Origin of the sequence: Leclercia sp. UBA5958 (assembly GCF_002430365.1) — a bacterium.
GTDB lineage: Bacteria > Pseudomonadota > Gammaproteobacteria > Enterobacterales > Enterobacteriaceae > Enterobacter > Enterobacter pneumoniae.
Genome location: NZ_DJCE01000011.1, coordinates 234,985 through 259,048, shown reverse-complemented (window position 1 = coordinate 259,048; position 24,064 = coordinate 234,985). Strand labels below are relative to the sequence as shown.

The window sequence follows — 24,064 nt, the reverse complement described above, 5'->3', positions numbered from 1 at the left end:
CGTTTCCCTTAGTGTGCCGGGTCGTCGTTAACCGAGGACTGCAACGCCTGTGCGAAGGATTTCGCAATGGCCTGACGTTGAGCCGGAGCAACGCTGGTATTAATCAGGTTGGTCACCATATTCCCCAGTACCATCAGGGAAAGGTCGGTTGGCGTTTTGTGTTTTTCCAGTACGTTAACCAGCTCACTCAGAAGCTGTTCTACGTGTTCGTCACTGTAGCGGGAATGTTGTGGCATAAATCAAAATCATTTCGTTGATGAAAGGGCAACATAGTACCGTAGCAACAGCATTTTTTCCCCTTTTTTATCTTCTATTGCGCACATGCGCAGGGGATGGTTGAATACCGCCCGGTCTAACAGGAGAGTTTATCATGAGTCTGGATATCAACCAGATTGCGCTGCACCAGCTTATCAAGCGTGATGAGCAAACCCTTGAGCTGGTGCTGCGCGATACGTTACTTGAACCGACGCCAACCGTCGTGGACATGATGGCGGAGCTACACCGCGTCTATAGCGCCAAAAATAAAGCTTACGGCATGTTCAACGAAGAGAGTGAACTGGCGCAAAGCCTGCGCTTACAGCGTCAGGGCGAAGAGGAGTTCCTCGCCTTTAGCCGGGCGGCGACCGGACGCCTGCGCGATGAGCTGGCAAAATATCCTTTTGCTGACGGCGGTATCGTGCTGTTCTGTCAGTACCGCTACCTGGCGGTAGAGTATCTGCTGGTGACGGTGCTGAACAACTTAAGCAGCATGCGCGTAAATGAGCAGCTGGACATCAGCTCGACCCACTATCTGGACATCAATCATGCCGATATTGTGGCGCGTATTGACCTTACCGAGTGGGAAACCAATCCGGAATCCACACGCTACCTCACCTTCCTTAAAGGGCGGGTAGGGCGTAAAGTGGCCGACTTCTTTATGGATTTCCTCGGCGCCAGCGAAGGGCTTAACGCGAAAGCGCAAAACAAAGGCTTGCTGCAGGCGGTGGACGACTTTACCGCAGAGGCGCAGCTCGATAAATCCGAGCGTCAGACCGTGCGTCAGCAGGTGTACACCTACTGCAACGAACAGCTGCAGGCGGGGGAAGAGATCGAGCTTGAGTCGTTATCGAAAGAGCTGGCGGGCGTCAGTGAAGTGAGTTTCCAGGAATTTACGGCTGACAAAGGTTACGAGCTGGAAGAGAGCTTCCCGGCGGATCGTAGCACCCTGCGTCAGTTGACCAAATTTGCCGGGAGCGGCGGCGGGCTGACGATCAACTTCGATGCCTTGCTGCTGGGTGAGCGCATTTTCTGGGACCCGGCCACGGATACCCTGACGATCAAAGGTACTCCGCCAAACCTGCGCGACCAGCTTCAGCGTCGCACCTCCGGCGGCAAATAAGCGCCATAAAAAAACCCCGCAGAGCGGGGTTTTTTTATTCAACTTGTCAGCGATTACGCGCGAACGAAGTCGATGTGAGACAGTTTTGGCTTGAACGGGTGACGCTGCACCGCCTGAGCTTTAACTTTCTCTTCTTTACCGTCAACAACGATAGTCAGAACTTCGCTGTAGAACTCAGCTTTGTTCTGCATGTTCCACACTTTGTCGTGGTCCAGTTCGATTGCGACAGGAGCAGCTTCGCCGCCATAGATGATGGCCGGGAATTTGTTAGCTGCGCGCAGGCGGCGGCTCGCACCCTTACCCTGCTCTTTACGTGCTTCTGCATTGATAGTGAACATTGATTTCTCTCTGTATATAGATCCTGCTACAGGCGACCCAGCAGCAGGCAGGTGTTCTGCTTCACGGATGTGAGGCGGGCGGCATTTTATACGTAATCAGCGCTGACATCAATGAAAACTCCCTTTAGCCACGCAATTCATTCGCCCGGCGGTAGCGCCCTTCGTAGTCAAACACCTTCTCGCGCACCTGCCAGAACTGCCCTTTTTTACGGGCCACCACAAAGTCCGGATGGCGAAGCAACGCCTGCTGGTGAAGGATATCCCCGGCGGTGATCCAGCGCAGGGGCACCCCTGGCGTACGGGTATGCGGACGGATAAACAGCTGTTCGAAGGCGGTACGCTGGGCGGGTGTGTGCAGACGGAAGCGCTCACTCACATCGGCACCGTCTTCATCGTAATAGGTGATTTTTAACCACTCGCCTTTCTCATCCGCCCCCTGGGCCAGCACCATGCCGCTACAGCGCAACACCAGCGCATCTTTCAGCTTCAGCGCCGCTTTTAACATATCGTCCGGATCGACCAGCACCGTATCGCACTCGCGGCAGCGGCGGGCAGCAATGTCGTTTTCAGCATTGCATTGCGGACAATTTTTAAAGCGGAAACGATAATCGCACTGCTCGCGATGGCCGTCGTCATCCTCCAGCCAGCCCTGACAGCGCCGGCCAAAGTGTTCAATAAGGGTGCCGTCGGCCGTTGTCTTTCCCCAGAAGGTATTGGCGAAGCCGCATCCGGGGCAAAATACCTGCACCGGAACGTTGTCACTTTTGCCTTTTGGCGTACCCACTTCCGGGGCATACAGGTCGTGGGGATTGCCGGCGTAATCCAGAATCAGGCAGTCGGTTTTACCCGGCGACAGACGCAACCCCCTGCCGACGATCTGCTGATACAGGCTCACCGATTCGGTAGGGCGCAGAATCGCAATCAGATCCACGTGGGGAGCATCAAAACCGGTGGTCAGGACCGCTACGTTCACCAGATAGCGAAACTGCTGCGCTTTGAAGGCTTCAATTAAGCGATCGCGTTCGCTGCCCGGCGTTTCACCGGTGATCAGCGCCGCATCGTCAGCGGGTAACAACCCGGTGATTTCGCGGGCGTGTTCCACGGTGGCGGCAAAAATCATCACCCCTTTGCGGGTTTCGGCAAATTCCATTATCTGGCTGATAATGTGCGGGGTAATACGATCCTGTTTTTTGAGTTCGCGATTAAGATCCGCTTCGCTAAACAGGCCATTACTCTGCACCTGCAGGCGGCTAAAGTCGTACTGCACCACCGGCATATCCAGCCGCTCAGGCGGGGTGAGGTAACCGTGCTTTATCATGTAACGCAGGGGTAACTCGTATATACAGTCGCGAAACAGCGCTTTGTCTGTGCCGCGCACCATGCCGTGATAGTGGAAATGGTAAATCCAGCCTTTGCCCAGACGGAACGGCGTGGCAGTTAATCCCAGCAGCCGAATCGAGGGGTTAACGCTTTTCAGATGGGCAAGGATCTGCTGATACTGGCTGTCGTCGTCATCGCTGATGCGATGACACTCGTCCACAATCAACAGCGAAAATTCGCTGCGGAACTGATCCAGATTACGCGCCACCGACTGCACGCTACCAAACACCACTTTGCCGTGGCTCTCTTTACGCTGCAGGCCGGCGGCAAAGATATCCGCCTCAAGGCCGAGGGCCAGGTACTTGGCATGGTTCTGCGCCACCAGCTCTTTCACATGCGCCAGCACCAGCACGCGCCCGCGCGCCAGCCGGGCCAGTTCGGCGATCACCAGGCTCTTGCCAGCCCCGGTAGGGAGCACAATGGCCGCCGGTTCTTTATGCTTGCGAAAGTGGGCGAGGGTCGCGTCAACCGCTTCCTGCTGATAGGGGCGAAGAGTAAATGTCATGGGATCTCAGTTTGGTTATCTCGCATATAGTATGCCACGAAACTTTTTCCCTTGAGTGGCGCAGATAGCCCGTTATACTGGCTTCTTCAGACTGCCTCTTTTCCGGATGTGTTGTCCGGCTCCTGGCACCATTAAGGCTAAAAATACTTCATGCGACTTGATAAGTTTATCGCTCAGCAACTCGGCGTAAGCCGCGCTATTGCCGGGCGTGAAATTCGCGCCAGCCGCGTTACCGTGGATGGCGATATTGTGAAAGATAGTGCGTTCAAACTCCAGCCTGACCATCAGGTTGAGTACGACGGTAATTCGCTGACTCAGCAGAATGGCCCGCGCTATTTCATGCTCAATAAACCGGAAGGTTATGTCTGCTCCACCGACGATCCGGATCATCCGACCATTCTCTATTTCCTTGATGAGCCGATGGCGCACAAGCTACACGCCGCCGGGCGTCTGGATATCGACACTACCGGACTGGTGCTGATGACCGACGACGGTCAGTGGTCGCACCGCATTACCTCACCACGCCATCATTGTGAAAAGACATATCGGGTGATGCTGGAATCACCGGTGAGCGATAATACGGCGGAACAGTTCGCGCAGGGTGTACAGCTGCATAATGAAAAAGATCTGACCAGGCCGGCCACGCTCGAGGTGATCACACCGACCGAGGTGCGCCTGACCATCAGCGAAGGGCGTTACCATCAGGTAAAACGTATGTTCGCCGCGGTGGGTAACCACGTGATTGGTTTACACCGGGAGCGTATCGGCGCCATCGAGCTTGATGATGATCTGGAACCCGGTGAATACCGCCCGTTAACGGATGAAGAAATTGCCAGCGTTGGCCTGGCTCCACGCTAATCCAGGAGTTTATTGTGACCAACAGGCCACACTCGTCATTTAGCATTGTCTTTATCCTTGGCCTGCTGGCCATGCTGATGCCGCTCTCTATCGATATGTACCTGCCCGCACTGCCGGTCATTTCCGAGCAGTTCGGCGTACCGGCAGGCAGCGCGCAGATGACCCTCAGCACCTATATTCTCGGCTTTGCCGTGGGGCAGTTGCTATACGGACCGATGGCCGATAGCCTGGGGCGCAAACCGGTTATCCTCGGCGGTACCCTGGTGTTTGCCGGTGCGGCCGTTGCCTGTGCGCTGGCGCAGACCATTGACCATCTGATTGTCATGCGTTTCTTCCACGGCCTGGCCGCTGCCGCTGCCAGCGTGGTGATTAATGCCCTGATGCGCGATATCTACCCGAAAGAAGAGTTCTCGCGCATGATGTCCTTCGTCATGCTGGTCACCACTGTGGCGCCGTTGATAGCGCCGATGGCGGGTGGGGCTGTGCTGGTCTGGTTTAGCTGGCACGCTATCTTCTGGATCCTGGCGCTTGCGGCGCTGCTGGCGTCGGCAATGATCTTCTTCTTTATCAAGGAAACCTTGCCGCCTGAACGTCGACAAAAGTTCCACATCCGCACCACGCTCGGCAACTTCGCATCGCTGTTTCGTCATAAGCGGGTGCTGAGCTATATGCTGGCCAGCGGATTCAGCTTCGCGGGGATGTTCTCATTCCTGAGCGCCGGGCCCTTTGTTTACATTGAACTGAACCACGTCTCACCGCAGCATTTCGGCTACTACTTTGCACTGAACATCGTCTTCCTGATTGTGATGACGCTGATCAACAGCCGCTTTGTCCGCCGCGTTGGAGCGCTGAATATGTTCCGTGCCGGGCTGTGGATCCAGTTCGCCATGGCAATCTGGATGGTGGTGACGGCATTCTTCGATGTGGGCTTCTGGTCGCTGGTGGTGGGCGTGGCGGCGTTTGTCGGTTGCGTCTCCATGGTCTCGTCGAACGCGATGGCGGTCATTCTGGATGAGTTCCCGCACATGGCGGGCACGGCGTCGTCGCTCGCCGGGACCTTCCGCTTTGGCATTGGCGCCATTATCGGTGCGTTACTGTCGATGGCCACCTTCAACAGTGCCTGGCCGATGCTCTGGTCCATCGCTTTCTGTGCGACGGGCTCCATTCTTTTCTACCTCTATGCCAGCCGACCCAAAAAAACGGTTAAATGACGCACAAAAAAGGGTTCCACAGGAACCCTTTTTTGACACATATCAACCAAAACGTTCATCCCGGTCTCCTTGTTTGTTTCTTTTATGTAAAATCTATTTATGTAAAAAGTCACATCGTTGTAGTTAAAAAGGTTGAGTTAGATCGCAGAAACGGGTACATATAGCGCCGTTGCGAACCTGAAACTCATACAAAAAGCCCTGAGAAATAAGACGCTAACGCCGATGATATCTGGCTGTAACCGCTTTCTCACTAAAAACAGGGCAGGTGAGTAATGATGTGTTACTATAAATGTAAATAGATTGTGAAGTATATTTTGCTTCCGGGGAACAAACGTGGATACATTACAGCTCTCCATCGTCCATCGCTTGCCGCAGAGCTATCGCTGGTCGGCGGGTTTCGCAGGTTCGAAAGTTGAACCGATTCCGCAAAGCGGGACGAACTGCGATAACTGCCTGGTGGCGCTTAAATTGCTCAGTCCGCAAGACGAAAACGCGTGGCCGGTAATGGAAAAGCTCAGCCAGGCGCTGACGGATATTGAACTCGACAGCTCCGTGCTGGAGTGCGAGGGCGAACCCTGCCTGTTCGTGAAAAGTCAGGACGAATTTGCCGCCACCTGCCGCCTGAAAAATTTCGGCGTAGCCATTGCTGAGCCGGTGTCTGGCCAGAATCCTTTCTGAGTGTCAACGTAACGCCAACAGCTGGCGGGTATATGCCTGCGTCGGCGCGGCAAACACGCGCTGACACTCTCCCTGCTCGACAACCTCTCCCTGACGTAAAACAATGACCTGATGGCAAAGCGCCTGCACGACCTGCAGGTCATGGCTAATGAAGATATACGCCAGCCGATACTGCTGCTGAAGATCTTTCAGTAACGCCAGAATCTGCGCCTGCACGGTGCGATCCAGCGATGACGTCGGTTCATCAAGGATGATCAGCTCCGGTCGCAGGATCAAGGCGCGGGCAATGGCGATACGCTGTCGTTGACCGCCGGAAAAGGCCCCCGGATAACGTTGCCGGGTTTCGGGATCCAGCCCCACCTCGCCCATTACCCGAATCACCTCGGCTTCTCGCTGCGCCGGGGTGAGCGCAGGCTGGTGTACGCGTAACCCCTCTTCAATAATCTGCAGGACATTGAGTCGCGGGTTGAGTGAGGAGTTGGGATCCTGGAAAACCACCTGCATTCGATGGCGCAACGGAAGCATCTGACGGCGATTGCGGTCATGCAGCGTCTTACCATCGAAAGTCATCTCACCTTGCGACGTAATCAGCCGCAGTAGTGCCAGCCCGGTGGTGCTTTTACCGGAACCTGACTCCCCCACCAGCCCCAGAGTTTCACCTGCACGAAGGGTAAAGCTGACCTTGTTCAGCACCCGTTTGCTATCCACCTCCCGGCGTAAAAGACCCTTACGTATCGGGAAGGCCACCGACAAATTATTCACGGTGAGTAGCGTCGGGGCGCTCTCTGCCAGTGGAACAGGGCCGCCGGCGGGTTCACTATCAAGGAGTCGCTGCGTGTAGGGATGTTGCGGAGCACTAAACAGGGCAGGGGCGCTGTTCTGCTCGACGCAACGCCCGCTTTGCATCACCGCGACCCTATCGGCAAGCTTTTTAACGATGCTGAGATTGTGGGTGATAAACAGCAAGCTCATGTTCAGCTCGTCGCGCAGTTCCCGCAGCAGTTGCAGGATCTGCGCCTGTACCGTGACGTCCAGCGCCGTGGTGGGTTCATCGGCAATGAGTAGTTCAGGGCGGGTGAGCAGGGCCATGGCAATCATGACGCGCTGACGCTCTCCTCCCGAGAGCTGATGCGGGAAGTCAGAGAGCCGTTTGGCCGCGTGACGAATGCCGGTGCGCTCCAGACAGTCGAGCATCTCGCCGCGCGCGGCCTCTTTACGCATCCCCCGATGCAGAGAGAGCACTTCATACAGCTGTTTTTCAAGCGTATGCAGTGGGTTGAGCGAGACCATCGGCTCCTGGAAGATCATCGCGATTTTATTGCCTCGCACGCCGCGCAGGGTACGTTCATCGGCATGCAGCAGTGACTGCCCCTGAAAGAGAATATCCCCCTGCGGATAGATGGCCGGTGGCGAAGGCAGCAGGCGCAGCACTGAGAGGGCCGTAACGCTCTTCCCCGAGCCGGATTCACCCACCAGCGCCAGCGTTTCTCCCGGATCGATATGCAGCGAGAGATCGCTCACTACCGGACGCGTTTCGCCCTGCTGACGAAAAGCGATGGAGAGGTTATCAATATGCAGAAGGGGCTGCGTCATGTTACACCGCCTTGTTAGGGTCGAAGGCATCGCGTACCGCTTCGCCAATAAAGATCAGTAACGACAGCAGCAATGCCACCGAGATAAACGCGGTGATCCCAAGCCATGGCGCCTGTAGGTTATTTTTGCCCTGCAATAACAGTTCCCCCAGCGATGGCGATCCCAGCGGCAGGCCGAAACCGAGAAAATCGAGAGAGGTCAGGGTAGTGATGGAGCTGCACATAATAAACGGCAGGAAGGTGAGGGTAGCCACCATCGCATTGGGCAGAATGTGGCGGAAAATAATTCCCCGATCGCCCACGCCCAGCGCCTGCGCGGCACGGATATAATCAAAATTACGGGTACGCAAAAACTCAGCCCGTACCACGCCGACCAGCGCCATCCAGCCGAACAGCACGGTGATGGCGAGTAACCACCAGAAATTCGGCTGCACTACGCTTGAGAGCAGAATGATCAGAAACAGGGTCGGCATGCCCGACCACACCTCAATAAAACGCTGTCCCCAGAGGTCCATTTTGCCGCCGTAATAGCCCTGAAGGGCGCCCGCCAGTATCCCCAGAACGCTAGAGAAAAGGGTCAATAACAGGCCGAACAGAATCGAGATGCGGGTGCCATAGAGAATGCGAGCCAGTACGTCGCCGCCGTTGGCATCGGTGCCTAACCAGTTCTGACTGGAGGGGGGAGAAGGAAAGGGACGGGTAGTGGCAAAGTTAATGCTGGTGGCGCCAAAACGAACCGGCGCCCACAACGCCCAGCCGTGGTTATCGAGCTGAGCGCGAAGCCACGGATCCTGATAATCTGCCGGGGTGGCGAACGGGCCGCCAAAGTCGCTCTCGCTGTAGTTATTTATCGCTGGCAGATACCAGCGGTCGTTAAAATGTACCAGTAGTGGCTTGTCGTTAGCCACCAGTTCAGAGAACAGGCTCAGAATAAAGATCACCGCAAAGATCCACAGCGACCAGTAGCCGCGGCGGTTGTGGCGAAAACGGGCCCAGCGGGCCTGGTTTATGGGGCTTAGGCGTAGCATCAGCGGCCCTCAAAATCGATGCGTGGGTCGACCAGCGTATAGCTGATATCACTGATGATATTCAGCAGCAGGCCAATCAGGGTGAAGATATAGAGCGTGCCGAACATCACCGGATAGTCGCGGGAGAGCGTCGCTTCGTAGCCCAGCAGGCCGAGGCCGTTCAGGGAGAACATCACCTCTATGAGCAGCGAGCCGGTGAAGAACATGCTGATAAAGGTGGCCGGAAAGCCCGCGATGACCAGCAACATGGCGTTGCGGAATATATGCCGCCACAGAATTTTGCGCTCGCTCACCCCTTTCGCCCGGGCGGTGACCACATACTGTTTGCGGATCTCATCAAGAAACGAATTTTTGGTCAGCATGGTGAGCGCCGCGAAGCCGCCAATGACCGTGGCCAGCACCGGCAAGGTGATATGCCAGAGGTAATCCGTCACTTTCTGGTACCAGGGCAGAGAGTCAAAATCCGCCGAGACCAGCCCGCGCAGCGGGAAAAGGTCGTAATAGCTGCCTCCGGCAAAGAGGACGATCAACACTACGGCGAAAAGGAAGGCCGGAATAGCATAGCCGATAATGATAAAGGTACTGCTCCAGGTATCGAAACGGCTGCCGTTATAGACCGCCTTGCGAATACCCAGCGGGATAGAGACCAGGTAGATAATCAAGGTACCCCATAGCCCCAGGGTGATGGAGACGGGCAGACTCTCCTTAATCAGTTGCAATACCGAGGCGCTGCGGAACAGGCTATTACCAAAATCGAAGCGCGCGTAATCCCATAGCATTTTGAAATAGCGTTCATGCAGCGGTTTATCGAAACCGTAGCGCTGAGTGATCTCGGCGATCACCTCCGGATCGAGGCCGCGTCCGCCGCGATAGTGGCTTTCACTGATATTACCCACGCCGGTGCGGGCATGGCTGGCGCGCATCCCTTCGCCACCCCCACCGGGCAGGCTGTTGCTGCTACCCATTTCGATAGCGGCTATGGCCTGATCCACCGGACCACCGGGGGCAATCTGCACGATAAAAAAGTTGATGGTGATGATGGCCCACAGGGTGGGGATCACCAGTAATAAGCGACGAATCAGATAAGCGCCCATAACATTCCTTACCGTCGCTCGGCGGGTAATTTCGCCGCTTTGTTCACGTCATACCACCAGTTTTCAAAACCGAGGGCGTAAACCGGACGTACCGCCGGGTGAGAAAATTTATCCCAGCTGGCGACGCGATCCTGTGCCATATACCACATGGGCAGCATGTAATAGTTCCAGGTCAGAACCCGGTCGAGCGCCCGCCCGAGCGGCAGCAATTTCTCTTTATCGCCCTGGGCGTCAATGATCCGGGCGATAAGCGCGTCGAGGGCCGGGCTTTTTACTCCCGGGGAGTTATAGGTGGAGTCGATATATGCCGAAGCCCAGGAGAGCTGCAGATCGGAGCTTGGCCATGGCATCGCCCGCCACAGGCGCGGCATCATATCGTAATCGCGGCTACGCATACGATTGGTGATTTGCGAATTATCGACCTGGCGAATCGTCATCGTCACGCCCAAGCGTTCGAGATTGTGCTGGAACGGCAACACCCACTGATTATTGCCGCCGGAGGGAAGTAGCAGCTCAAAGGTGAGCGGTTTCCCGGTCTGGATATTAACGCGTTTCTGATTTTTTAGCGTCCAGCCTGCTTCATCCAGCAATTTACTGGCTTTAAGCAGGTTGTTGCGATCGTAGCCGTCGCCCTTTGACACCGGCGGCTGATAGACGGAGGTAAAGACCTCGGCCGGGATTTCACCCTTGAGCGGAGCGAGCAGCGTCAGCTCAGCGGCGTCCGGATACCCTGTTGCGGCGTACTCCGTATTTTGAAAATAGCTGTTCACCCGGCTGTAGGCTCCGTAGAAGAGCGCTTTGTTCATCCATTCAAAGTCGAAGGCGAGGGTAATGGCTTCGCGCACGCGTCGGTCGGTAAAGACGGGGCGCTGGATATTAAACGCCAGCCAGCGGGTGTCCTGCGCCGAATCGCTCTTAAACTCATCTTTAACGATATAGCCGCGCTCGAAATTTCTGCCGGTGTAGCGGGTGGCCCAGTTTTTGGCGCTGCTCTCAAGGCGCATATCAAATGCCCCGGCCTTGAAGGCCTCAAAGGCGACATTATCGTCCAGATAATAGTCATAGCGCAGGGTGTCGAAGTTCCAGCGGCCGCGGTTAACAGGCAGGTCGGCGGCCCAGTAATCTTTTACCCGTGACCAGATGACATACTGCCCCATACGCCAGCTGGTAATGCGATACGGGCCGCTGGCCAGCGGCGGCGTGGAGATAGGATCGCTGAGTTTATGATTTTTCCAGAATTTCTCTGGCATTACCGGCAGGGAGAAGAGGCTCAGCATATCCTCTTTATTGGGCTTCGCCAGCTCAATACGCACCGTAAGCGGCGCGATGGCTTTAACGGTGGTGCCTTTATAGACCAGTCGGAACTGGGGGACCCCTTCAGTCATAAATTTATGAAAGGTAAACTCGACGTCACGGGCGCTGACCGGTGTCCCATCATGAAAGCGCGCTTTCGGATTGATCGTAAGCTCCACCCAGGAATAATCATCAGCGTAGCGTGCAAACTCAGCGACCAGAGGATAGTAGCTGCCGGGTTCATCGTCCGAGGTGGTGAAGAGGGGATCGTAAAGTGATTCAGTGCGTTCGGCGGCCACGCCGCGCAGAGCATAGCGGTTGAAGTTATCAAAGGTACCGATAACGGAAAGGGTAGCCTTTCCCCCTTTTGGCGCCGCCGGGTTGACGTAATCGTAGTGATCGAAATTGATGGCGTATTTCGGCTCGCCGATGACGGCGAACGCGTAGCTCTCTTTGATGGTCTGCGCCTGACAGAATCCACTCAGCGCTACAAGCAGTAGCATCATTACGCGCACTATCATTCCGCTACGCATTCCTTATTATTAGCTGGCCACCCGATGATCATTGAATAATAAGTGACGAGGCGACCGTTGTGCAATTATTCACGACTAAGCCCGGGATCTTCTTGCCACGTCAGCAGCGCGTCCAGCGGCATAGGGCGACTAATCCAGTATCCTTGTAAGAAATTGACGCCATGTTCCCGCAGCCACTTTGCCTGCTCGACTGTTTCTACCCCTTCCGCCACGGTGACCATATTTAGCCGGCGCGCCAGGGTAATGACCGCGTCGAGGACGGGGGAGGTAACCGTTTCCATACCGATGGTGTTGACGAACCCACGATCGATTTTGAGATAGTCCATCGAGAAGCGCTCAAGATAGATGAGCGCGCTATGCCCGGTACCAAAGTCATCAATCGCCACTTCAAAGCCTTCATGATGAAGCCAGTCGAACAGCCGGGCCGCTTCGCTGTGTTGCAGCATATTGCGCTCGGTAATTTCAAGCACGACCTGGAAGTGATTCGGCGGTAGCGAGGCGGCAAATTTGCGCATGTCTTCTTTAAAACTTTCGGCATGCAGGTGGCCTGGAGCAATATTGATCCCCAGTTTTGCACCCGGCGGTAGCCGTTTTTTCAACATTGGCGCATCGCGCAGTATCAGGTCAAAGAGGTGCAGCGTCAGCGGGACGATCAACTTTTGTGCTTCAGCAAAGTTGATAAACGCATCAGGCGAGATCTCTCCGGCACCCGGATGACGCCAGCGCATGAGTACCTCTACGCCAGTCATTTTTAGATCGTTGACATCTACAACCGGCTGATAGACCAGATAAAACTGATCCTGCTTAATGGCCGTCAGGATCTCTTTTCTTGGGTTAGCCCGCGCCATCGACAGGTAGTAGCAGACAACCGCACTGCTGATGCCGCAAATCACGCCAAACAGTAATGCAAACAGCAAGTCTTCTCGTGTCCAGGCTTCGGCGTAGAGATTTATTTGCAGCGGCAACTCTTCAATGCGGGTGGACCGTATGGGTGGCGTAGTTAATTCGTTGGTATGCAGCAGGTGATCGGCATAGGTTGAAAAGGCGGTGTTTCCTACAACCAGCGCAATGGCCGCAAACTCATCCTGACGGGCGGTATATAAAAGGTAAGGGGTCAGGTTGAGGTTAATTGAGGTAAAAATGCCGCCATCGTTTACCAGCGGGTTACGGTACCACAGCACAATGGCGGATTTATTCGGCATCATTGGCGTGCCTGAGACCAGCGCCATATCGATTGGCTTTTTCAGATCAATTTCGGGAACCAGATCCGCAAGGGGGGTGTTCATCGGCCCGGTGGCCGAAGAGCAAAAAGCGATTTTGTCTTTCACCAGCAGAAATGCGCGAACGTTCAGGCTAAAGGCCGCGCGCGAGGTCAGCTCTGAACCCACATCCTCACATCTATTCAAAGTCATGGGTTGCAGCTGGTCGACAGAGGTACGCAGCTCGGTGAAATAGCTCTCCATATACAGTCGAAGATCGACAATCAGGTTATCGAACCTTACCGCGCGTTTATGATAACTGGAAAAAAATTGCAAACCGCCGCAGAGCAGGGCGATAAACAGGCCGGTAAGAAGGCTAATGATCAGCACCTTACGGCGGGATGAAAAGTAGCGGGTGAACATTGATGTTATCAGATCCTGATTTGCCGCCCCCGTCTTCATGACGGCTAAATTCATGCAGTTACACGACTATAGCCTGGATTGGCTTTACCAGAGAAAGGTTACGCTCTCTTGCCTGGCGATGAAACAAAAAAAAGCACCGCCGTAGCAGTGCTTTATTCAACGTGTTGTCAGCCAAGGGTAACGGACAACACGCATCGATTAACTCCGCGTCAGTACACGGCGCGCTTCATTGTAGCGCTTCTTCCAGTAAGGCTCGTTCATACTGGAGATCATCACACCGTTGCTGGTGGATGCGTGGACGAACTGATCATTACCGATATAGATGCCGACGTGTCGGCCGGTCGAACCTGCGCGGAACAGGACTAAATCGCCGGTGCGTAAGCTGGTACGCGAAATCGACTTGCCCATCTCCTGCTGTTCATAGGTTGAACGCGGAAGTTCTAAACCAAACTGCTCACGGAAAGTACGCTGTACGAAACCGGAACAATCAATACCTTTTTTAGTGCTGCCACCCAGGCGGTAACGAACGCCTTTCCAGCTGGCATACTGGTCCATAAGTCGGGATTTCACATCCAGATTACGTACCATTGTTTCAAATTCATCCTGAGAGGCTTGCAGTGAAGAGGCGTCTTCTGACCCCACAACACGCGTCTCAGGATGCATATTCTTCGCGGTATTCGTTGTGCTACAAGCAGAAAGCAGAACCGCAACTGCAATCGCCGGGATCCCCCGCAAGATATATCTCAAAATCGGTTGAGATTTGACCATTTTGTTTATTTTCCCTTGAAGTCCTTAACGATCAATATCGTTATAAAAATGCCAAACGTGACGAGACTAATTACCTGCGCACTTTGAGACAATTCTTTATGGTCAAATCTGTGGCGAATCGCACAAATTTTTCTGCATTAGAAATAATTACGGTGCTGGGTAAAACGAGTCTGAGAGTAACCGATTGCCGAACCCAATGCGAGTAAAAAAAGCCAATTTTTTATAAGTATTTGTGATAGCCAAATCAGGCTGATGGGAAAGGGAAATGAGGGGAGAAATCAGACTAAAAATCACACAACTGATTCATTTGTAAGCCGATTAATGTTACAGCATGATGACATAATGTTAATTAAGCAGCCGTTAAATCGTCAGGGATCGATAACGATCCCTGACGGCGCTTAATAATTTCGGTTAGTTATTTGTTTTATTTTTGTTGAATTTATGAGGTAAATAACGATCGAATACGGCGATTAATTTATCACTTAATGGAGTCATCAGACACCAGGGAAGACCAATCAGCGCTACAGAGAGCGACCCGACAGCAATATCGGTGAACCAGTGGGCGCCAATCATGACCCGCGGGAAAGCAAAGACCATAAAGATAATCAGGGCAACCATAAAGGCTTTACGACCGAAATAGCGCCATACTACTGCCGCAAAAATAAGCAGCATCATCCCGTGATCGCCAGGGAAACTGTCTTTCGAGGCGTCTTTCGTTGAAATATGCAGCAATTCGCTAACGCGATAAATATCAGAAAACCAGAGCGTAGGGCTCGAACGCTTCACCGGAATAAGGGCTGATGCCAGTTGATTCAGCACCACGGCGATCAATAACATTACCAGCCCGATAATAATAATGCGCCGACGGCCTTCTGCCGATGACTGGCGCCAGAACCAGAGAAGCAGACAGCCCATCGCCAGTAACGAACATCCGTCAAAAGCACGGTTATTGGTGATGGCGACCAGCCACAGGAAGGCACGACTCTCCACCAGCTTATGGTTAAAGAAGTGGAAGATGCCACTGTCCAGCGGGAACCAGAAGCCGTGGTTAACCGGCAGGTACCATGAGAAGAAGAGCGCCAGGCCAGCGACATTAAGCAGTATTATCTGGGGGAATCGTGTTTTCATCATCGTTTACTAAGCTAAGAAGTCCGGGCAACGTTAGTTGTCGGAAGTTAAACGAAGCTTCAACAGACTAGCCTGAAGTGCGTTCCAGTCGGTATTTACCGCACTAATTAGCTCTATACGACTGTCCGGCGGAGCCACTCCCTGGGTTTCGATGAAGTAATCTTCCCCCTGGCGATTAATCCGCACCAGGCCATCTGGCGTGCGCATCACCCCTTTAACGCGATCAACCGGCGCCAGTCGCGCCCATTCCAGCAGACCGATAGTGTCGAAACAGGTATCAGCGTCAAAAATCCATCCGCACGCCTGATGGCCCTGGCCGCTATTGAGGTTACGCCGCCAGCGCTGGTGGGCGGGCAGGCTCAGGGCGGCAAGCCCTTTCTGATCGCGATGGGAATGGTTGTGTTCCGCGCTGGCAGGCAGTTCCACCGTATTCAGGCGCGGCAGATCTAACAAGGCGATATCGATATTGCCCTGCGTTGCGTACTGCAACTGACGCTCCCCGCCGACGTGTTGCCACCAAATCTGAAGCGCTTCACGGCTTTCTTGCGTCGCCCGGTCTTCTTTGTTGGCAATGATAATATCGGCAGAAGCCAGCTGATCGCGGAAGTTGTCATTTTGTACCGCTTTTTCGTCCAGCAGCTGACGCGGGTCGAGTACGCACAACGTCGCACGCAGATCGATCCAGGGTTCATAAACCGGCGAGGTGAGCAGGTCGAGGATCTGCTTAGGATGGCCAAGGCCAGTGGGCTCGATGAGCAGGCGGTCGGGTTTACCCTGTCGCAGAAGCGTGTTCAGGCCAACCTGCATCGGCAGACCATTAACACAACACATGCAGCCTCCGGGTATCTCTTTGATCATCGCGCCGCTGTCGGCCAGCAGCGCGCCATCGATACCCACTTCGCCAAATTCATTGACCAGTACGGCCCATTTTTCGGCAGGATCTTTATTGGCCAGCAGATGCAAAATTGAGGTGGTTTTGCCGCTGCCGAGAAAACCGGTGATCAGGTTAGTCTTGGTCACATGTGCTCCAGGAGTGATAACTGTAATCTTATAACAATTATCAATAATCCTGGCTGAAAAGAACAGTCATGAGAAGAGGTCACGCGAACGGAACCCTATTCCGTCCGCGTAAACCGCCATTATTGGGAAAGGTTTAGCGTATCAATGATCGCCTGGCGGGCGCCGGTGTGCTGAATACGCTGGTAAGCGTTGCTGACGGCGTCAACAAACCCGGCATCCTGCGGCAGATCCTCGCCAAAAATTTCGCTCAGGCCAAGCAGCGCCTGCACGCGCGTCTGCTCGGTACTGCTGTCGACGATAGCGCGGATTTTGTCGCTCAGGGGATCGCGTACGTCGATGGCCTGACCCGCATCATCCACGCCGCTGACGTAACGCATCCAGCCCGCTACGCCAAGCGCCAGCAGTGGCCACGGGGTGCCGCGCTGCAGGTGCACGCGGATCCCTTCCAGCATGCGCTGAGGCAGCTTCTGGCTGCCATCCATCGCAATCTGCCATGTACGGTGCTGCAGGGCCGGGTTGGTAAAACGGTCGATCAGACTGTCGGCATACGCATCCAGATCCACACCGGTAATGCGCAGGGTAGGGGCTTGTTCGGTCAGCATCAGCTGACGGGCAGCCTTGCGCAAAGCCTCGTCCTGCATGCAGTCGCTGATATGGGCAAACCCGCTGAGATAACCCAGCCAGGCGAGGAAAGAGTGGCTGCCATTAAGCATTCGCAGCTTCATCTGTTCCCAGGGCAACACATCCTGCACAAGCTGAACGCCCGCGGCTTCCCACGCCGGGCGACCGGCCACAAAATTATCTTCAACCACCCACTGGATAAAGGGCTCACAGCTGATGGCGCAGGGATCATCCACACCCAGCACGTCAGCAATTTCCGCAAGGGAAGCGTCGGTCGCTGCAGGAACAATGCGATCCACCATCGTCCCCGGGAAGCTAACATGTTCCGCAATCCATTCAGCCAGTTCCGGCGAGCGTTTCTGCGCCATGCCCAGCACCGCGTTTTTCACTACATGACCGTTATCGGGGATGTTATCGCAGGAGAGTACGCTGAAGGGCGTCAGGCCGCGTTCGCGACGACGGTGTAACGCTTCGACCAGAATACCCGGCGCCGAGTGTGGCTCAGTGGGATTTTCCAGATCGTGAAGAATACGTTCGTTCTGCACATCCAGTTTGCCGGTGGCAGGATCAATGCAGTAACCCTTTTCCGTAATGGTCAGAGAGACTATCGCCACCTGCGGTTCGCAGAACTTCTCAATAATGGCGGCCAGCGAATCAAGCTTCGCGTTCAGGCACTCATGCACCGCGCCGACGATGATGGGTTGATTCCCGTCCGCCCCTTTTTCCAGCACGGTAAACAGGTGATCCTGCGCGCGCAGCTGGCTCATCAGCTTATCGCCGCTAAACAGGCTAATCTCACAGATACCCCAGTCGCCGCCCTCGGAATTCAGCACGCGATCGGTTAACAGCGCCTGATGCGCGCGATGAAAAGCACCAAATCCAAAATGGACGATGCGGGAGCGCAGTTGCTGACGATCGTACTGGGGCTGCTTAACGTTAGCGGGCAGCGTAATAGAGGCAATTGTCTTCATGAAATACACACCTGATTAACCGTTAATTAACAATGTCAGTCTAAAGTTATATGACAGCAATTTAAATTGGTGAGCCGTAAATATGCGGGAACTGTGAGTTTGATCAATCAATGAGGCGAGGCGCGTTGACCCGGCGCGTTAGACATGTATGGTAGTCGTCATTGCGTCACATTATATTGGTATAACAACTTTGCGAGGATGAAGCGATGGAACAAACCTGGCGTTGGTATGGCCCGAACGATCCGGTTTCTCTTGATGACGTGCGCCAGGCAGGCGCGACCGGCGTGGTGACCGCGCTGCATCATATTCCTAACGGTGAGGTATGGCCGGTAGAAGAGATTAAACAGCGCCAGAAGCTGCTGGCCGAAAAAGGGCTCACCTGGTCGGTCGTGGAAAGCATTCCGGTGCACGAAGAGATCAAAACTCATTCCGGGCAGTGCGCGACCTGGATTGCCAACTACCAGCAGAGCATTCGTAACCTGGCGGCCTGCGGTATTGATACGGTCTGCTACAACTTTATGCCTATCCTCGACTGGACGCGCACCGATCTGGAATACGAATTGCCGGATGGCTCCAAAGCACTGCGCTTTGATCAGATCGCCTTCGCCGCATTTGAGCTGCATATTCTGAAGCGTGAAGGCGCCGCAGCCGATTACAGCCCTGAAGAGCAGCAACAAGCCCAGGCATGGTTTAATGCGGCCAGCGCGGCAGAGATCGAAAAATTGACCCGCAATATTATTGCCGGCCTGCCGGGCGCTGAAGAGGGCTATACCCTCGACCAGTTCCGCGCGCGTCTGGCGGAGTATGGCAATATCGATAAAGCGCAGCTGCGGGAAAACATGGCGCACTTCCTGCGCGCTATCGTCCCGGTGGCAGAAGAAGCGGGCGTGCGTCTGGCAGTGCATCCGGACGATCCACCGCGTCCAATTCTCGGTCTGCCGCGTATTGTCTCTACCATTGAAGATATGCAGTGGCTGAAAGAGACCGTCGACAGCATCAACAATGGCTTTACCATGTGTACCGGCTCCTACGGCGTGCGTGCCGATAACGATCTGGTGCGGATGATCGAAACCTTTGGTGACCGTATTCACTTTACTCACCTGCGCGCTACCTGCCGGGAAGAGAATCCAAAAACCTTCCACGAAGCCGCGCATCTGGGCGGTGACGTGAATATGGTGGCGGTGGTGGACGCTATCCTCAGCGAAGAGCAACGCCGCAAGAAAGCGGGCGATGTGCGACCGATTCCATTCCGTCCCGATCACGGCCATCAAATGCTGGATGACCTGCGTAAGAAAACCAATCCTGGCTATTCGGCGATAGGGCGACTGAAGGGGATGGCGGAAGTACGTGGTGTGGAACTGGCGCTAAAAATGACCAAATATCCCGAACTGCTGTAAAAAAGAAACCCGGCGAAAGCCGGGTTTTTTGTCTTAGTCTGCACGACCCATATAGCGTTTTTCTTCGATATGGATACGGATCTTCTCGCCGGCGGAGAGGTACTCCGGAACCTGCACTACCAGGCCGGTGGTCAGCGTCGCCGGTTTGTTACGGGCGCTGGCTGAAGCCCCTTTGATGCCCGGTGCGGTCTCAACGATTTCCAGATCAACGGTCTGCGGCAGCTCAAGCGCCAGCAGCTGGCCGTCCCAGGTCAGTACCTGCATATCCGGCATGCCGCCTTCAGGCATAAACTGCAGTTCGTCTGCGATCTGATCTTTGGTGAAGATATACGGGGTGTAATCTTCTTTATCCATAAACACGTATTCGTTGCCATCAATATAAGAGAAGTCAACGAAGCGGCGGGTCAGGGTTACGGTATCGACGATATCGTCGCCTTTAAAGCGCTCTTCCACTTTAAGACCGGTGCGGACATCGGAGAAACGCATTTTATACAGCGTCGCTGCGCCACGGGCGCTCGGTGCCTGGATATCAATATCCTTCACAATCAGCAGTTTGCTGTTGTAGTTCAGCACCATACCTTTTTTAATTTCGTTCGCTCTTGGCATTGCAGTAATCCTGTTAACGGGGAGGTCAAAAATATCGCGTCAAAGTACTCGCGCGCGGGCTTTCAGGCAAGAGGAATTCGTGGGTTTTGCTATCAATACATAAAAGGTGTTACTGTGCGCGCCACGCCCGCTCTGCGGGTTCTCGTCAGGGTAAGAGAGCCTTTATGGAATGCCGTCCAGACTGTGGAGCGTGCTGCACTGCACCCTCCATTACCAGCCCGATTCCCGGCATGCCCAACGGCAAGCCGGCGAATACACCGTGCGTACAGCTGGATGCGCAGCAGCGCTGTAAGATTTTTGGCTCACCGCTACGCCCAAAAGTCTGCGCCGGCCTGCAGCCCGCCGCCGATATGTGCGGCAGTTCGCGCCAGCAGGCGATGACCTGGCTGCTGGAGCTGGAGGCGCTGACCGCGCCTTAAATGTCTTTTATGCGCGTCAGGCAAACGCAGGTGATCATGCACATCGCCAGCGCTATCCAGAAGACCGCGTGATAGCTCCAGATCTCGGCCACCACACCGGCCATCGAGCCCGCGATAATCCAGCCTACGCGCGTCGTATTGGTATAAAGCGTAGTGGCTGCCCCCGCCTGGCCGGGCATTAAATCCTGAAAATAGAGCATGCCGATCCCCGCCAGAATGCCGATGTAAATCGCATTGAGCAGCTGTAACCCCAGCAACAACGCCGGTGAGCTGGCGGTCAGCATCCCGACATAGAACAGCAGCCCTGCGACGGCGGCAATGCGCATCAGAAAGCGCTTGCCGAAGCGCCTGGCGTAATAGCCGGCAATCAGCATGGTCGGGATTTCCAGCCCCGCCGCCGCGCCCATCATGATGCCCGCCAGTTTTTCCGACAGATGCAGTTCATTAATAATAAACAGCGGCATATTGATGATGTACAGACTGTTGGTACCCCACATCAATGTGCAGATAATAAACAGCAGCAGGGCGTCGCGGCGGTTACGACGCGGGGCTTCCAGCGTACCGGTCGCCAGCTTCGGCTCTTTACGCATATAGGGTAAAAAGAACCATACCATCAGGCCGCAAATGATGTACGCCGCTGCGGCGCTGAGATACATCACCGTAAAGCCAAAACCCATTGCCAGGGCGTAAGCCAGCGGCGGACCTATCACCCAGGCCAGCGAAACCTGGGCACGCAATATTGAACTGAACATCACCGCTTCACGCCCGGTGCGATCCGCATGTTCGCGGGCGAGGGCAAACATCTGCGGGTTAGCCGTAGAACCAAAACTCCCCAAAAAGACGCCAACGAACAACAAAATGAAGTAGTTACGGTTCCAGGCAAATAGCAGGCAGGCGAACACGCCCAGCAGACAACAGAAGACGATCAAGCTTTTGCGATCGCCCTTTTTGTCTGAGCGGCCCGCCAGAAACTGGCTAACAAAAATGCCGATGATGGCGCTGCCGGTAAAAAAGAAGCCAACCATCGCCGGACGAGCATGCACTTCCGTAGTCAGGAACAGGCTCAGCGTAGGGGTTTGCAGTGCACCGGCAATACCGGTGAGGAAGGCCACAATCAAAAACGCCGATGACGTCAAATCAAACGATTTTTGCCTGGCGGCAGCGGGAGTCGTATGCATGTTTCTGTATCAGTAATATGGAGAGAGGCGGAGTTTACGCCGCTTGTCAGAAAATGAACAGATGCGCACTCTTATTACCCACAAAAAATCAAAATGGCATTTCATATTACCGCTGCGCTTGCTGAAGCTGCTGAAGTAAAGCGCGCTGGTCTCTTTTATTGCCCGCGAAAGAGGACGTAATGTTGCAAAAATGTGCTGCAACTCTAAATTCCGAAAGCTGAAACGTAACTTTACTTGCAAGGATGGCGATAAAAAGCAAGACTTCTTGAAACGTTTCAGCGCTAATTGGTTGATCTAACACAAACGGATTGGCGCCTATTTTCACATTTAAGCTGAAACGATTCAATTTCAGCAGGAGTGGAGAGCTATGTTCCAGTTATCCGTACAGGACATTCATCCGGGCGAACAGGCCGGTAATAAAGAAGAGGCCATCCGGCAGATCGCTGCCGCGCTGGTGCAGTCTGGCAATGTTGCCGCTGGCTATGTTGATGGCATGCTGGCGCGTGAGCAGCAGACCTCAACCTTCCTCGGCAATGGCATCGCCATTCCCCATGGCACCACTGATACCCGCGATCAGGTTCTGAAGACCGGTGTGCAGGTATATCAATTCCCGCAGGGCGTGCTCTGGGGCGAAGGGCAGGTGGCGTATGTCGCCATCGGTATCGCCGCCAGCAGTGACGAACATCTGGGCCTGCTGCGTCAACTGACGCACGTGCTGAGCGATGACGCAGTGGCGGAACAACTGAAATCTGCCACCACCGCTGAAGAGCTGCGAGCACTGCTGATGGGTGAAAAGCAGAGCGAAGCGCTGAAGCTGGATAACGCGACGCTGTCGCTGGATGTGGTCGCCTCCGATCTGGTGACGCTTCAGGCGATGAACGCCGCACGTCTGAAAGAGGCGGGTGCGGTCGACACGGCATTTGTCACCCATACCATAACGGACAAGCCGCTGAACCTGGGCCAGGGCGTCTGGCTGAACGACAGTGCTGAAGGCAATCTGCGCAGCGCTGTTGCCGTCAGCCGTGCGGCCTCCGCATTTGATGTTGAAGGTGAGAAAGCAGCCCTGCTGGTGACCGTGGCTATGGCCGATGACCAGCCGGTTGCCGTGCTCAAACGCCTGAGCGATCTGCTGCTGATCAACAAAGCTGACAAATTGCTGAACGCAGATGCCGCGACCCTGCTGGCGCTGCTGACCAGCGATGACGCGCTGACCGACGACCTGCTTAGTGCAGAGTACGTGGTGCGTAACGAACACGGTCTGCATGCCCGCCCCGGCACCATGCTGGTTAACACCATCAAGCAGTTTGAAAGCGACATCACCGTCACTAACCTCGACGGCAGCGGTAAGCCCGCTAATGGCCGTAGCCTGATGAAAGTGGTCGCACTGGGCGTGAAAAAAGGCCATCGCCTGCGCTTCACCGCCCAGGGTGCCGATGCTGAACAGGCGCTGAAAGCCATTGGCGATGCCATCGCGGCAGGTCTGGGGGAGGGCGCATAATGAGCAGACGTGTTGCAACGATTACGCTGAACCCGGCTTACGACCTGGTAGGATTCTGCCCGGAGATTGAGCGCGGCGAAGTCAACCTGGTGCGCACCACTGGACTGCATGCGGCAGGTAAAGGGATCAATGTGGCGAAGGTGCTGAAAGATCTGGGCATCGATGTCACCGTAGGCGGCTTCCTGGGCAAAGATAACCAGGACGGCTTTCAGCAGCTGTTCAGCGAACTGGGCATTGCTAACCGTTTCCAGATTGTGCAGGGCCGTACCCGCATCAACGTGAAGCTGACCGAGAAAGACGGTGAAGTGACCGACCTGAACTTCTCCGGCTTCGAAGTGACGCAGTCAGACTGGGAACGTTTTGTTAACGACTCGCTCTCCTGGCTGGGCCAGTTCGACATGGTATGCGTCAGCGGCAGTCTGCCGTCGGGCGTCAGCCCGGAAGCCTTTACCGACTGGATGACGCGTCTGCGCAGCCAGTGCCCGTGCATTATTTTCGACAGCAGCCGTGATGCGCTGGTTGCAGGCCTTAAAGCCGCACCATGGCTAGTCAAACCAAATCGTCGCGAACTGGAAATCTGGGCTGGCCGTAAGCTGCCAGAATTGAAAGATGTGATTGATGCTGCCCATGCGCTGCGTGAACAGGGTATCGCTCATGTGGTGATTTCATTGGGTGCAGAAGGCGCGCTGTGGGTTAACGCGTCTGGCGAATGGATTGCCAAACCGCCGTCGATGGAAGTGGTAAGCACCGTTGGCGCAGGGGATTCCATGGTAGGTGGGCTGATTTACGGCCTGCTGATGCGTGAATCCAGTGAACACACGTTACGTCTTGCTACCGCTGTTGCTGCCCTGGCCGTGAGCCAGAGCAATGTCGGTATTACCGATCGTACCCAGTTAGCCGCGATGATGGCGCGCGTTGACTTAAAACCCTTTAACTAACAGCAGGAGA

At 54.8% G+C, this 24,064-nt stretch carries 22 protein-coding genes; 8 read left to right on the top strand and 14 right to left on the bottom strand.

Annotation, left to right across the window (positions count from 1 at the left end):
- Positions 1 to 8: 8 nt before the first annotated feature.
- Complete coding sequence (locus tag B2Q93_RS16670; RefSeq protein ID WP_040074752.1) at positions 9 to 236, bottom strand: YejL family protein; 228 nt, start codon at positions 234 to 236, stop codon at positions 9 to 11.
- A 134-nt stretch (positions 237 to 370) separates the two neighbouring features.
- Here B2Q93_RS16670 and yejK point away from each other — a divergent pair, with 134 nt between their 5' ends.
- A complete protein-coding gene (gene yejK, locus B2Q93_RS16665) occupies positions 371 to 1,378 on the top strand; it encodes a nucleoid-associated protein YejK (protein WP_040074754.1) in 1,008 nt (335 codons plus the stop codon).
- 53 nt (positions 1,379 to 1,431) lie between these two features.
- Here the strand turns inward: yejK and rplY are convergent, their stop codons facing one another.
- Together rplY and B2Q93_RS16655 are read right to left on the bottom strand one after the other, a co-directional pair.
- Entirely contained in the window at positions 1,432 to 1,716 is a 285-nt protein-coding gene (rplY, locus tag B2Q93_RS16660) for a 50S ribosomal protein L25 (RefSeq protein ID WP_040074755.1), read from the bottom strand.
- 124 nt (positions 1,717 to 1,840) lie between these two features.
- Positions 1,841 to 3,601, bottom strand: coding sequence for a DEAD/DEAH box helicase (locus B2Q93_RS16655; RefSeq protein ID WP_040074756.1), 1,761 nt, complete (start codon positions 3,599 to 3,601; stop codon positions 1,841 to 1,843).
- Between the two features lie 150 nt (positions 3,602 to 3,751).
- On the opposite strand from B2Q93_RS16655, the gene rsuA reads away from it, so the two are divergent.
- The 3 genes from rsuA to B2Q93_RS16640 all read left to right on the top strand — a co-directional run bounded on the left by rsuA (position 3,752) and on the right by B2Q93_RS16640 (position 6,348).
- Positions 3,752 to 4,459: a 16S rRNA pseudouridine(516) synthase RsuA gene (gene rsuA, locus B2Q93_RS16650; protein ID WP_040074757.1), complete on the top strand. Its 708-nt coding sequence runs from the start codon at positions 3,752 to 3,754 to the stop codon at positions 4,457 to 4,459.
- A gap of 14 nt (positions 4,460 to 4,473) precedes the next feature.
- The gene (locus B2Q93_RS16645) at positions 4,474 to 5,670 is read left to right on the top strand and encodes a Bcr/CflA family multidrug efflux MFS transporter (protein WP_046884717.1); all 1,197 of its coding nucleotides are present in this window, start codon (positions 4,474 to 4,476) and stop codon (positions 5,668 to 5,670) included.
- A 333-nt stretch (positions 5,671 to 6,003) separates the two neighbouring features.
- Positions 6,004 to 6,348, top strand: coding sequence for a YejG family protein (locus B2Q93_RS16640; protein ID WP_040074760.1), 345 nt, complete (start codon positions 6,004 to 6,006; stop codon positions 6,346 to 6,348).
- A gap of 3 nt (positions 6,349 to 6,351) precedes the next feature.
- Here the strand turns inward: B2Q93_RS16640 and yejF are convergent, their stop codons facing one another.
- The 9 genes from yejF to B2Q93_RS16595 all read right to left on the bottom strand — a co-directional run bounded on the left by yejF (position 6,352) and on the right by B2Q93_RS16595 (position 18,018).
- Entirely contained in the window at positions 6,352 to 7,941 is a 1,590-nt protein-coding gene (gene yejF / locus B2Q93_RS16635; RefSeq protein ID WP_286933803.1) for a microcin C ABC transporter ATP-binding protein YejF, read from the bottom strand.
- A 1-nt stretch (position 7,942) separates the two neighbouring features.
- Positions 7,943 to 8,968 carry an ABC transporter permease gene (locus tag B2Q93_RS16630; RefSeq protein ID WP_263616495.1) on the bottom strand — a complete coding sequence of 342 codons (1,026 nt, stop codon included), beginning with the start codon at positions 8,966 to 8,968 and terminating at the stop codon, positions 7,943 to 7,945.
- Complete coding sequence (locus tag B2Q93_RS16625; RefSeq protein ID WP_046884720.1) at positions 8,968 to 10,062, bottom strand: microcin C ABC transporter permease YejB; 1,095 nt, start codon at positions 10,060 to 10,062, stop codon at positions 8,968 to 8,970. Before B2Q93_RS16625 ends, B2Q93_RS16630 begins: the two co-directional genes overlap by 1 nt.
- Before the next feature lie 8 nt (positions 10,063 to 10,070).
- Positions 10,071 to 11,876 (bottom strand): extracellular solute-binding protein, encoded by a 1,806-nt coding sequence (locus B2Q93_RS16620; RefSeq protein ID WP_286933802.1) that lies wholly within the window; start codon positions 11,874 to 11,876, stop codon positions 10,071 to 10,073.
- A 77-nt stretch (positions 11,877 to 11,953) separates the two neighbouring features.
- Complete coding sequence (locus B2Q93_RS16615) at positions 11,954 to 13,510, bottom strand: cyclic di-GMP phosphodiesterase (protein WP_286933801.1); 1,557 nt, start codon at positions 13,508 to 13,510, stop codon at positions 11,954 to 11,956.
- A 198-nt stretch (positions 13,511 to 13,708) separates the two neighbouring features.
- A complete protein-coding gene (gene mepS / locus B2Q93_RS16610) occupies positions 13,709 to 14,278 on the bottom strand; it encodes a bifunctional murein DD-endopeptidase/murein LD-carboxypeptidase (RefSeq protein WP_040074767.1) in 570 nt (189 codons plus the stop codon).
- Between the two features lie 411 nt (positions 14,279 to 14,689).
- Positions 14,690 to 15,406: a phosphatase PAP2 family protein gene (locus B2Q93_RS16605; protein ID WP_286933799.1), complete on the bottom strand. Its 717-nt coding sequence runs from the start codon at positions 15,404 to 15,406 to the stop codon at positions 14,690 to 14,692.
- Between the two features lie 33 nt (positions 15,407 to 15,439).
- A complete protein-coding gene (locus B2Q93_RS16600; RefSeq protein WP_046884723.1) occupies positions 15,440 to 16,426 on the bottom strand; it encodes a CobW family GTP-binding protein in 987 nt (328 codons plus the stop codon).
- A 119-nt stretch (positions 16,427 to 16,545) separates the two neighbouring features.
- Positions 16,546 to 18,018 (bottom strand): mannitol dehydrogenase family protein, encoded by a 1,473-nt coding sequence (locus B2Q93_RS16595; RefSeq protein WP_040074770.1) that lies wholly within the window; start codon positions 18,016 to 18,018, stop codon positions 16,546 to 16,548.
- A 206-nt stretch (positions 18,019 to 18,224) separates the two neighbouring features.
- Between B2Q93_RS16595 and uxuA the strand changes: the two genes are divergently transcribed.
- On the top strand, positions 18,225 to 19,415 hold the full coding sequence (uxuA, locus tag B2Q93_RS16590; RefSeq protein WP_040074771.1) for a mannonate dehydratase: 1,191 nt from the start codon (positions 18,225 to 18,227) through the stop codon (positions 19,413 to 19,415).
- 33 nt (positions 19,416 to 19,448) lie between these two features.
- Here the strand turns inward: uxuA and yeiP are convergent, their stop codons facing one another.
- Positions 19,449 to 20,021 (bottom strand): elongation factor P-like protein YeiP, encoded by a 573-nt coding sequence (gene yeiP, locus B2Q93_RS16585; protein WP_040074772.1) that lies wholly within the window; start codon positions 20,019 to 20,021, stop codon positions 19,449 to 19,451.
- 164 nt (positions 20,022 to 20,185) lie between these two features.
- Between yeiP and B2Q93_RS16580 the strand changes: the two genes are divergently transcribed.
- Positions 20,186 to 20,440: a YkgJ family cysteine cluster protein gene (locus tag B2Q93_RS16580; protein WP_046884725.1), complete on the top strand. Its 255-nt coding sequence runs from the start codon at positions 20,186 to 20,188 to the stop codon at positions 20,438 to 20,440.
- Here the strand turns inward: B2Q93_RS16580 and setB are convergent.
- Positions 20,437 to 21,618, bottom strand: coding sequence for a sugar efflux transporter SetB (setB, locus tag B2Q93_RS16575; RefSeq protein WP_286933798.1), 1,182 nt, complete (start codon positions 21,616 to 21,618; stop codon positions 20,437 to 20,439). The genes B2Q93_RS16580 and setB overlap by 4 nt on opposite strands.
- Positions 21,619 to 21,985: 367 nt before the next feature.
- On the opposite strand from setB, the gene fruB reads away from it, so the two are divergent.
- A complete protein-coding gene (gene fruB / locus B2Q93_RS16570; RefSeq protein WP_040074776.1) occupies positions 21,986 to 23,116 on the top strand; it encodes a fused PTS fructose transporter subunit IIA/HPr protein in 1,131 nt (376 codons plus the stop codon).
- The gene (gene fruK / locus B2Q93_RS16565; RefSeq protein ID WP_040074777.1) at positions 23,116 to 24,054 is read left to right on the top strand and encodes a 1-phosphofructokinase; all 939 of its coding nucleotides are present in this window, start codon (positions 23,116 to 23,118) and stop codon (positions 24,052 to 24,054) included. Before fruB ends, fruK begins: the two co-directional genes overlap by 1 nt.
- Positions 24,055 to 24,064 lie beyond the last annotated feature (10 nt).

Excerpts from the sequence above, each read along its gene's own strand:
- yejF (WP_286933803.1), bottom strand. The coding sequence starts at position 7,941 with ATGACGCAGCCCCTTCTGCATATTGATAACCTCTCCATCGCTTTTCGT.
- B2Q93_RS16580 (WP_046884725.1), top strand. The coding sequence starts at position 20,186 with ATGGAATGCCGTCCAGACTGTGGAGCGTGCTGCACTGCACCCTCCATT.
- B2Q93_RS16625 (WP_046884720.1), bottom strand. The coding sequence starts at position 10,062 with ATGGGCGCTTATCTGATTCGTCGCTTATTACTGGTGATCCCCACCCTG.
- uxuA (WP_040074771.1), top strand. The coding sequence starts at position 18,225 with ATGGAACAAACCTGGCGTTGGTATGGCCCGAACGATCCGGTTTCTCTT.
- rplY (WP_040074755.1), bottom strand. The coding sequence starts at position 1,716 with ATGTTCACTATCAATGCAGAAGCACGTAAAGAGCAGGGTAAGGGTGCG.
- B2Q93_RS16670 (WP_040074752.1), bottom strand. The coding sequence starts at position 236 with ATGCCACAACATTCCCGCTACAGTGACGAACACGTAGAACAGCTTCTG.
- B2Q93_RS16655 (WP_040074756.1), bottom strand. The coding sequence starts at position 3,601 with ATGACATTTACTCTTCGCCCCTATCAGCAGGAAGCGGTTGACGCGACC.
- B2Q93_RS16615 (WP_286933801.1), bottom strand. The coding sequence starts at position 13,510 with ATGTTCACCCGCTACTTTTCATCCCGCCGTAAGGTGCTGATCATTAGC.
- yejK (WP_040074754.1), top strand. The coding sequence starts at position 371 with ATGAGTCTGGATATCAACCAGATTGCGCTGCACCAGCTTATCAAGCGT.
- fruB (WP_040074776.1), top strand. The coding sequence starts at position 21,986 with ATGTTCCAGTTATCCGTACAGGACATTCATCCGGGCGAACAGGCCGGT.
- B2Q93_RS16620 (WP_286933802.1), bottom strand. The coding sequence starts at position 11,876 with ATGATAGTGCGCGTAATGATGCTACTGCTTGTAGCGCTGAGTGGATTC.
- yeiP (WP_040074772.1), bottom strand. The coding sequence starts at position 20,021 with ATGCCAAGAGCGAACGAAATTAAAAAAGGTATGGTGCTGAACTACAAC.
- rsuA (WP_040074757.1), top strand. The coding sequence starts at position 3,752 with ATGCGACTTGATAAGTTTATCGCTCAGCAACTCGGCGTAAGCCGCGCT.
- B2Q93_RS16630 (WP_263616495.1), bottom strand. The coding sequence starts at position 8,968 with ATGCTACGCCTAAGCCCCATAAACCAGGCCCGCTGGGCCCGTTTTCGC.
- setB (WP_286933798.1), bottom strand. The coding sequence starts at position 21,618 with ATGCATACGACTCCCGCTGCCGCCAGGCAAAAATCGTTTGATTTGACG.
- mepS (WP_040074767.1), bottom strand. The coding sequence starts at position 14,278 with ATGGTCAAATCTCAACCGATTTTGAGATATATCTTGCGGGGGATCCCG.
- B2Q93_RS16595 (WP_040074770.1), bottom strand. The coding sequence starts at position 18,018 with ATGAAGACAATTGCCTCTATTACGCTGCCCGCTAACGTTAAGCAGCCC.
- fruK (WP_040074777.1), top strand. The coding sequence starts at position 23,116 with ATGAGCAGACGTGTTGCAACGATTACGCTGAACCCGGCTTACGACCTG.
- B2Q93_RS16605 (WP_286933799.1), bottom strand. The coding sequence starts at position 15,406 with ATGAAAACACGATTCCCCCAGATAATACTGCTTAATGTCGCTGGCCTG.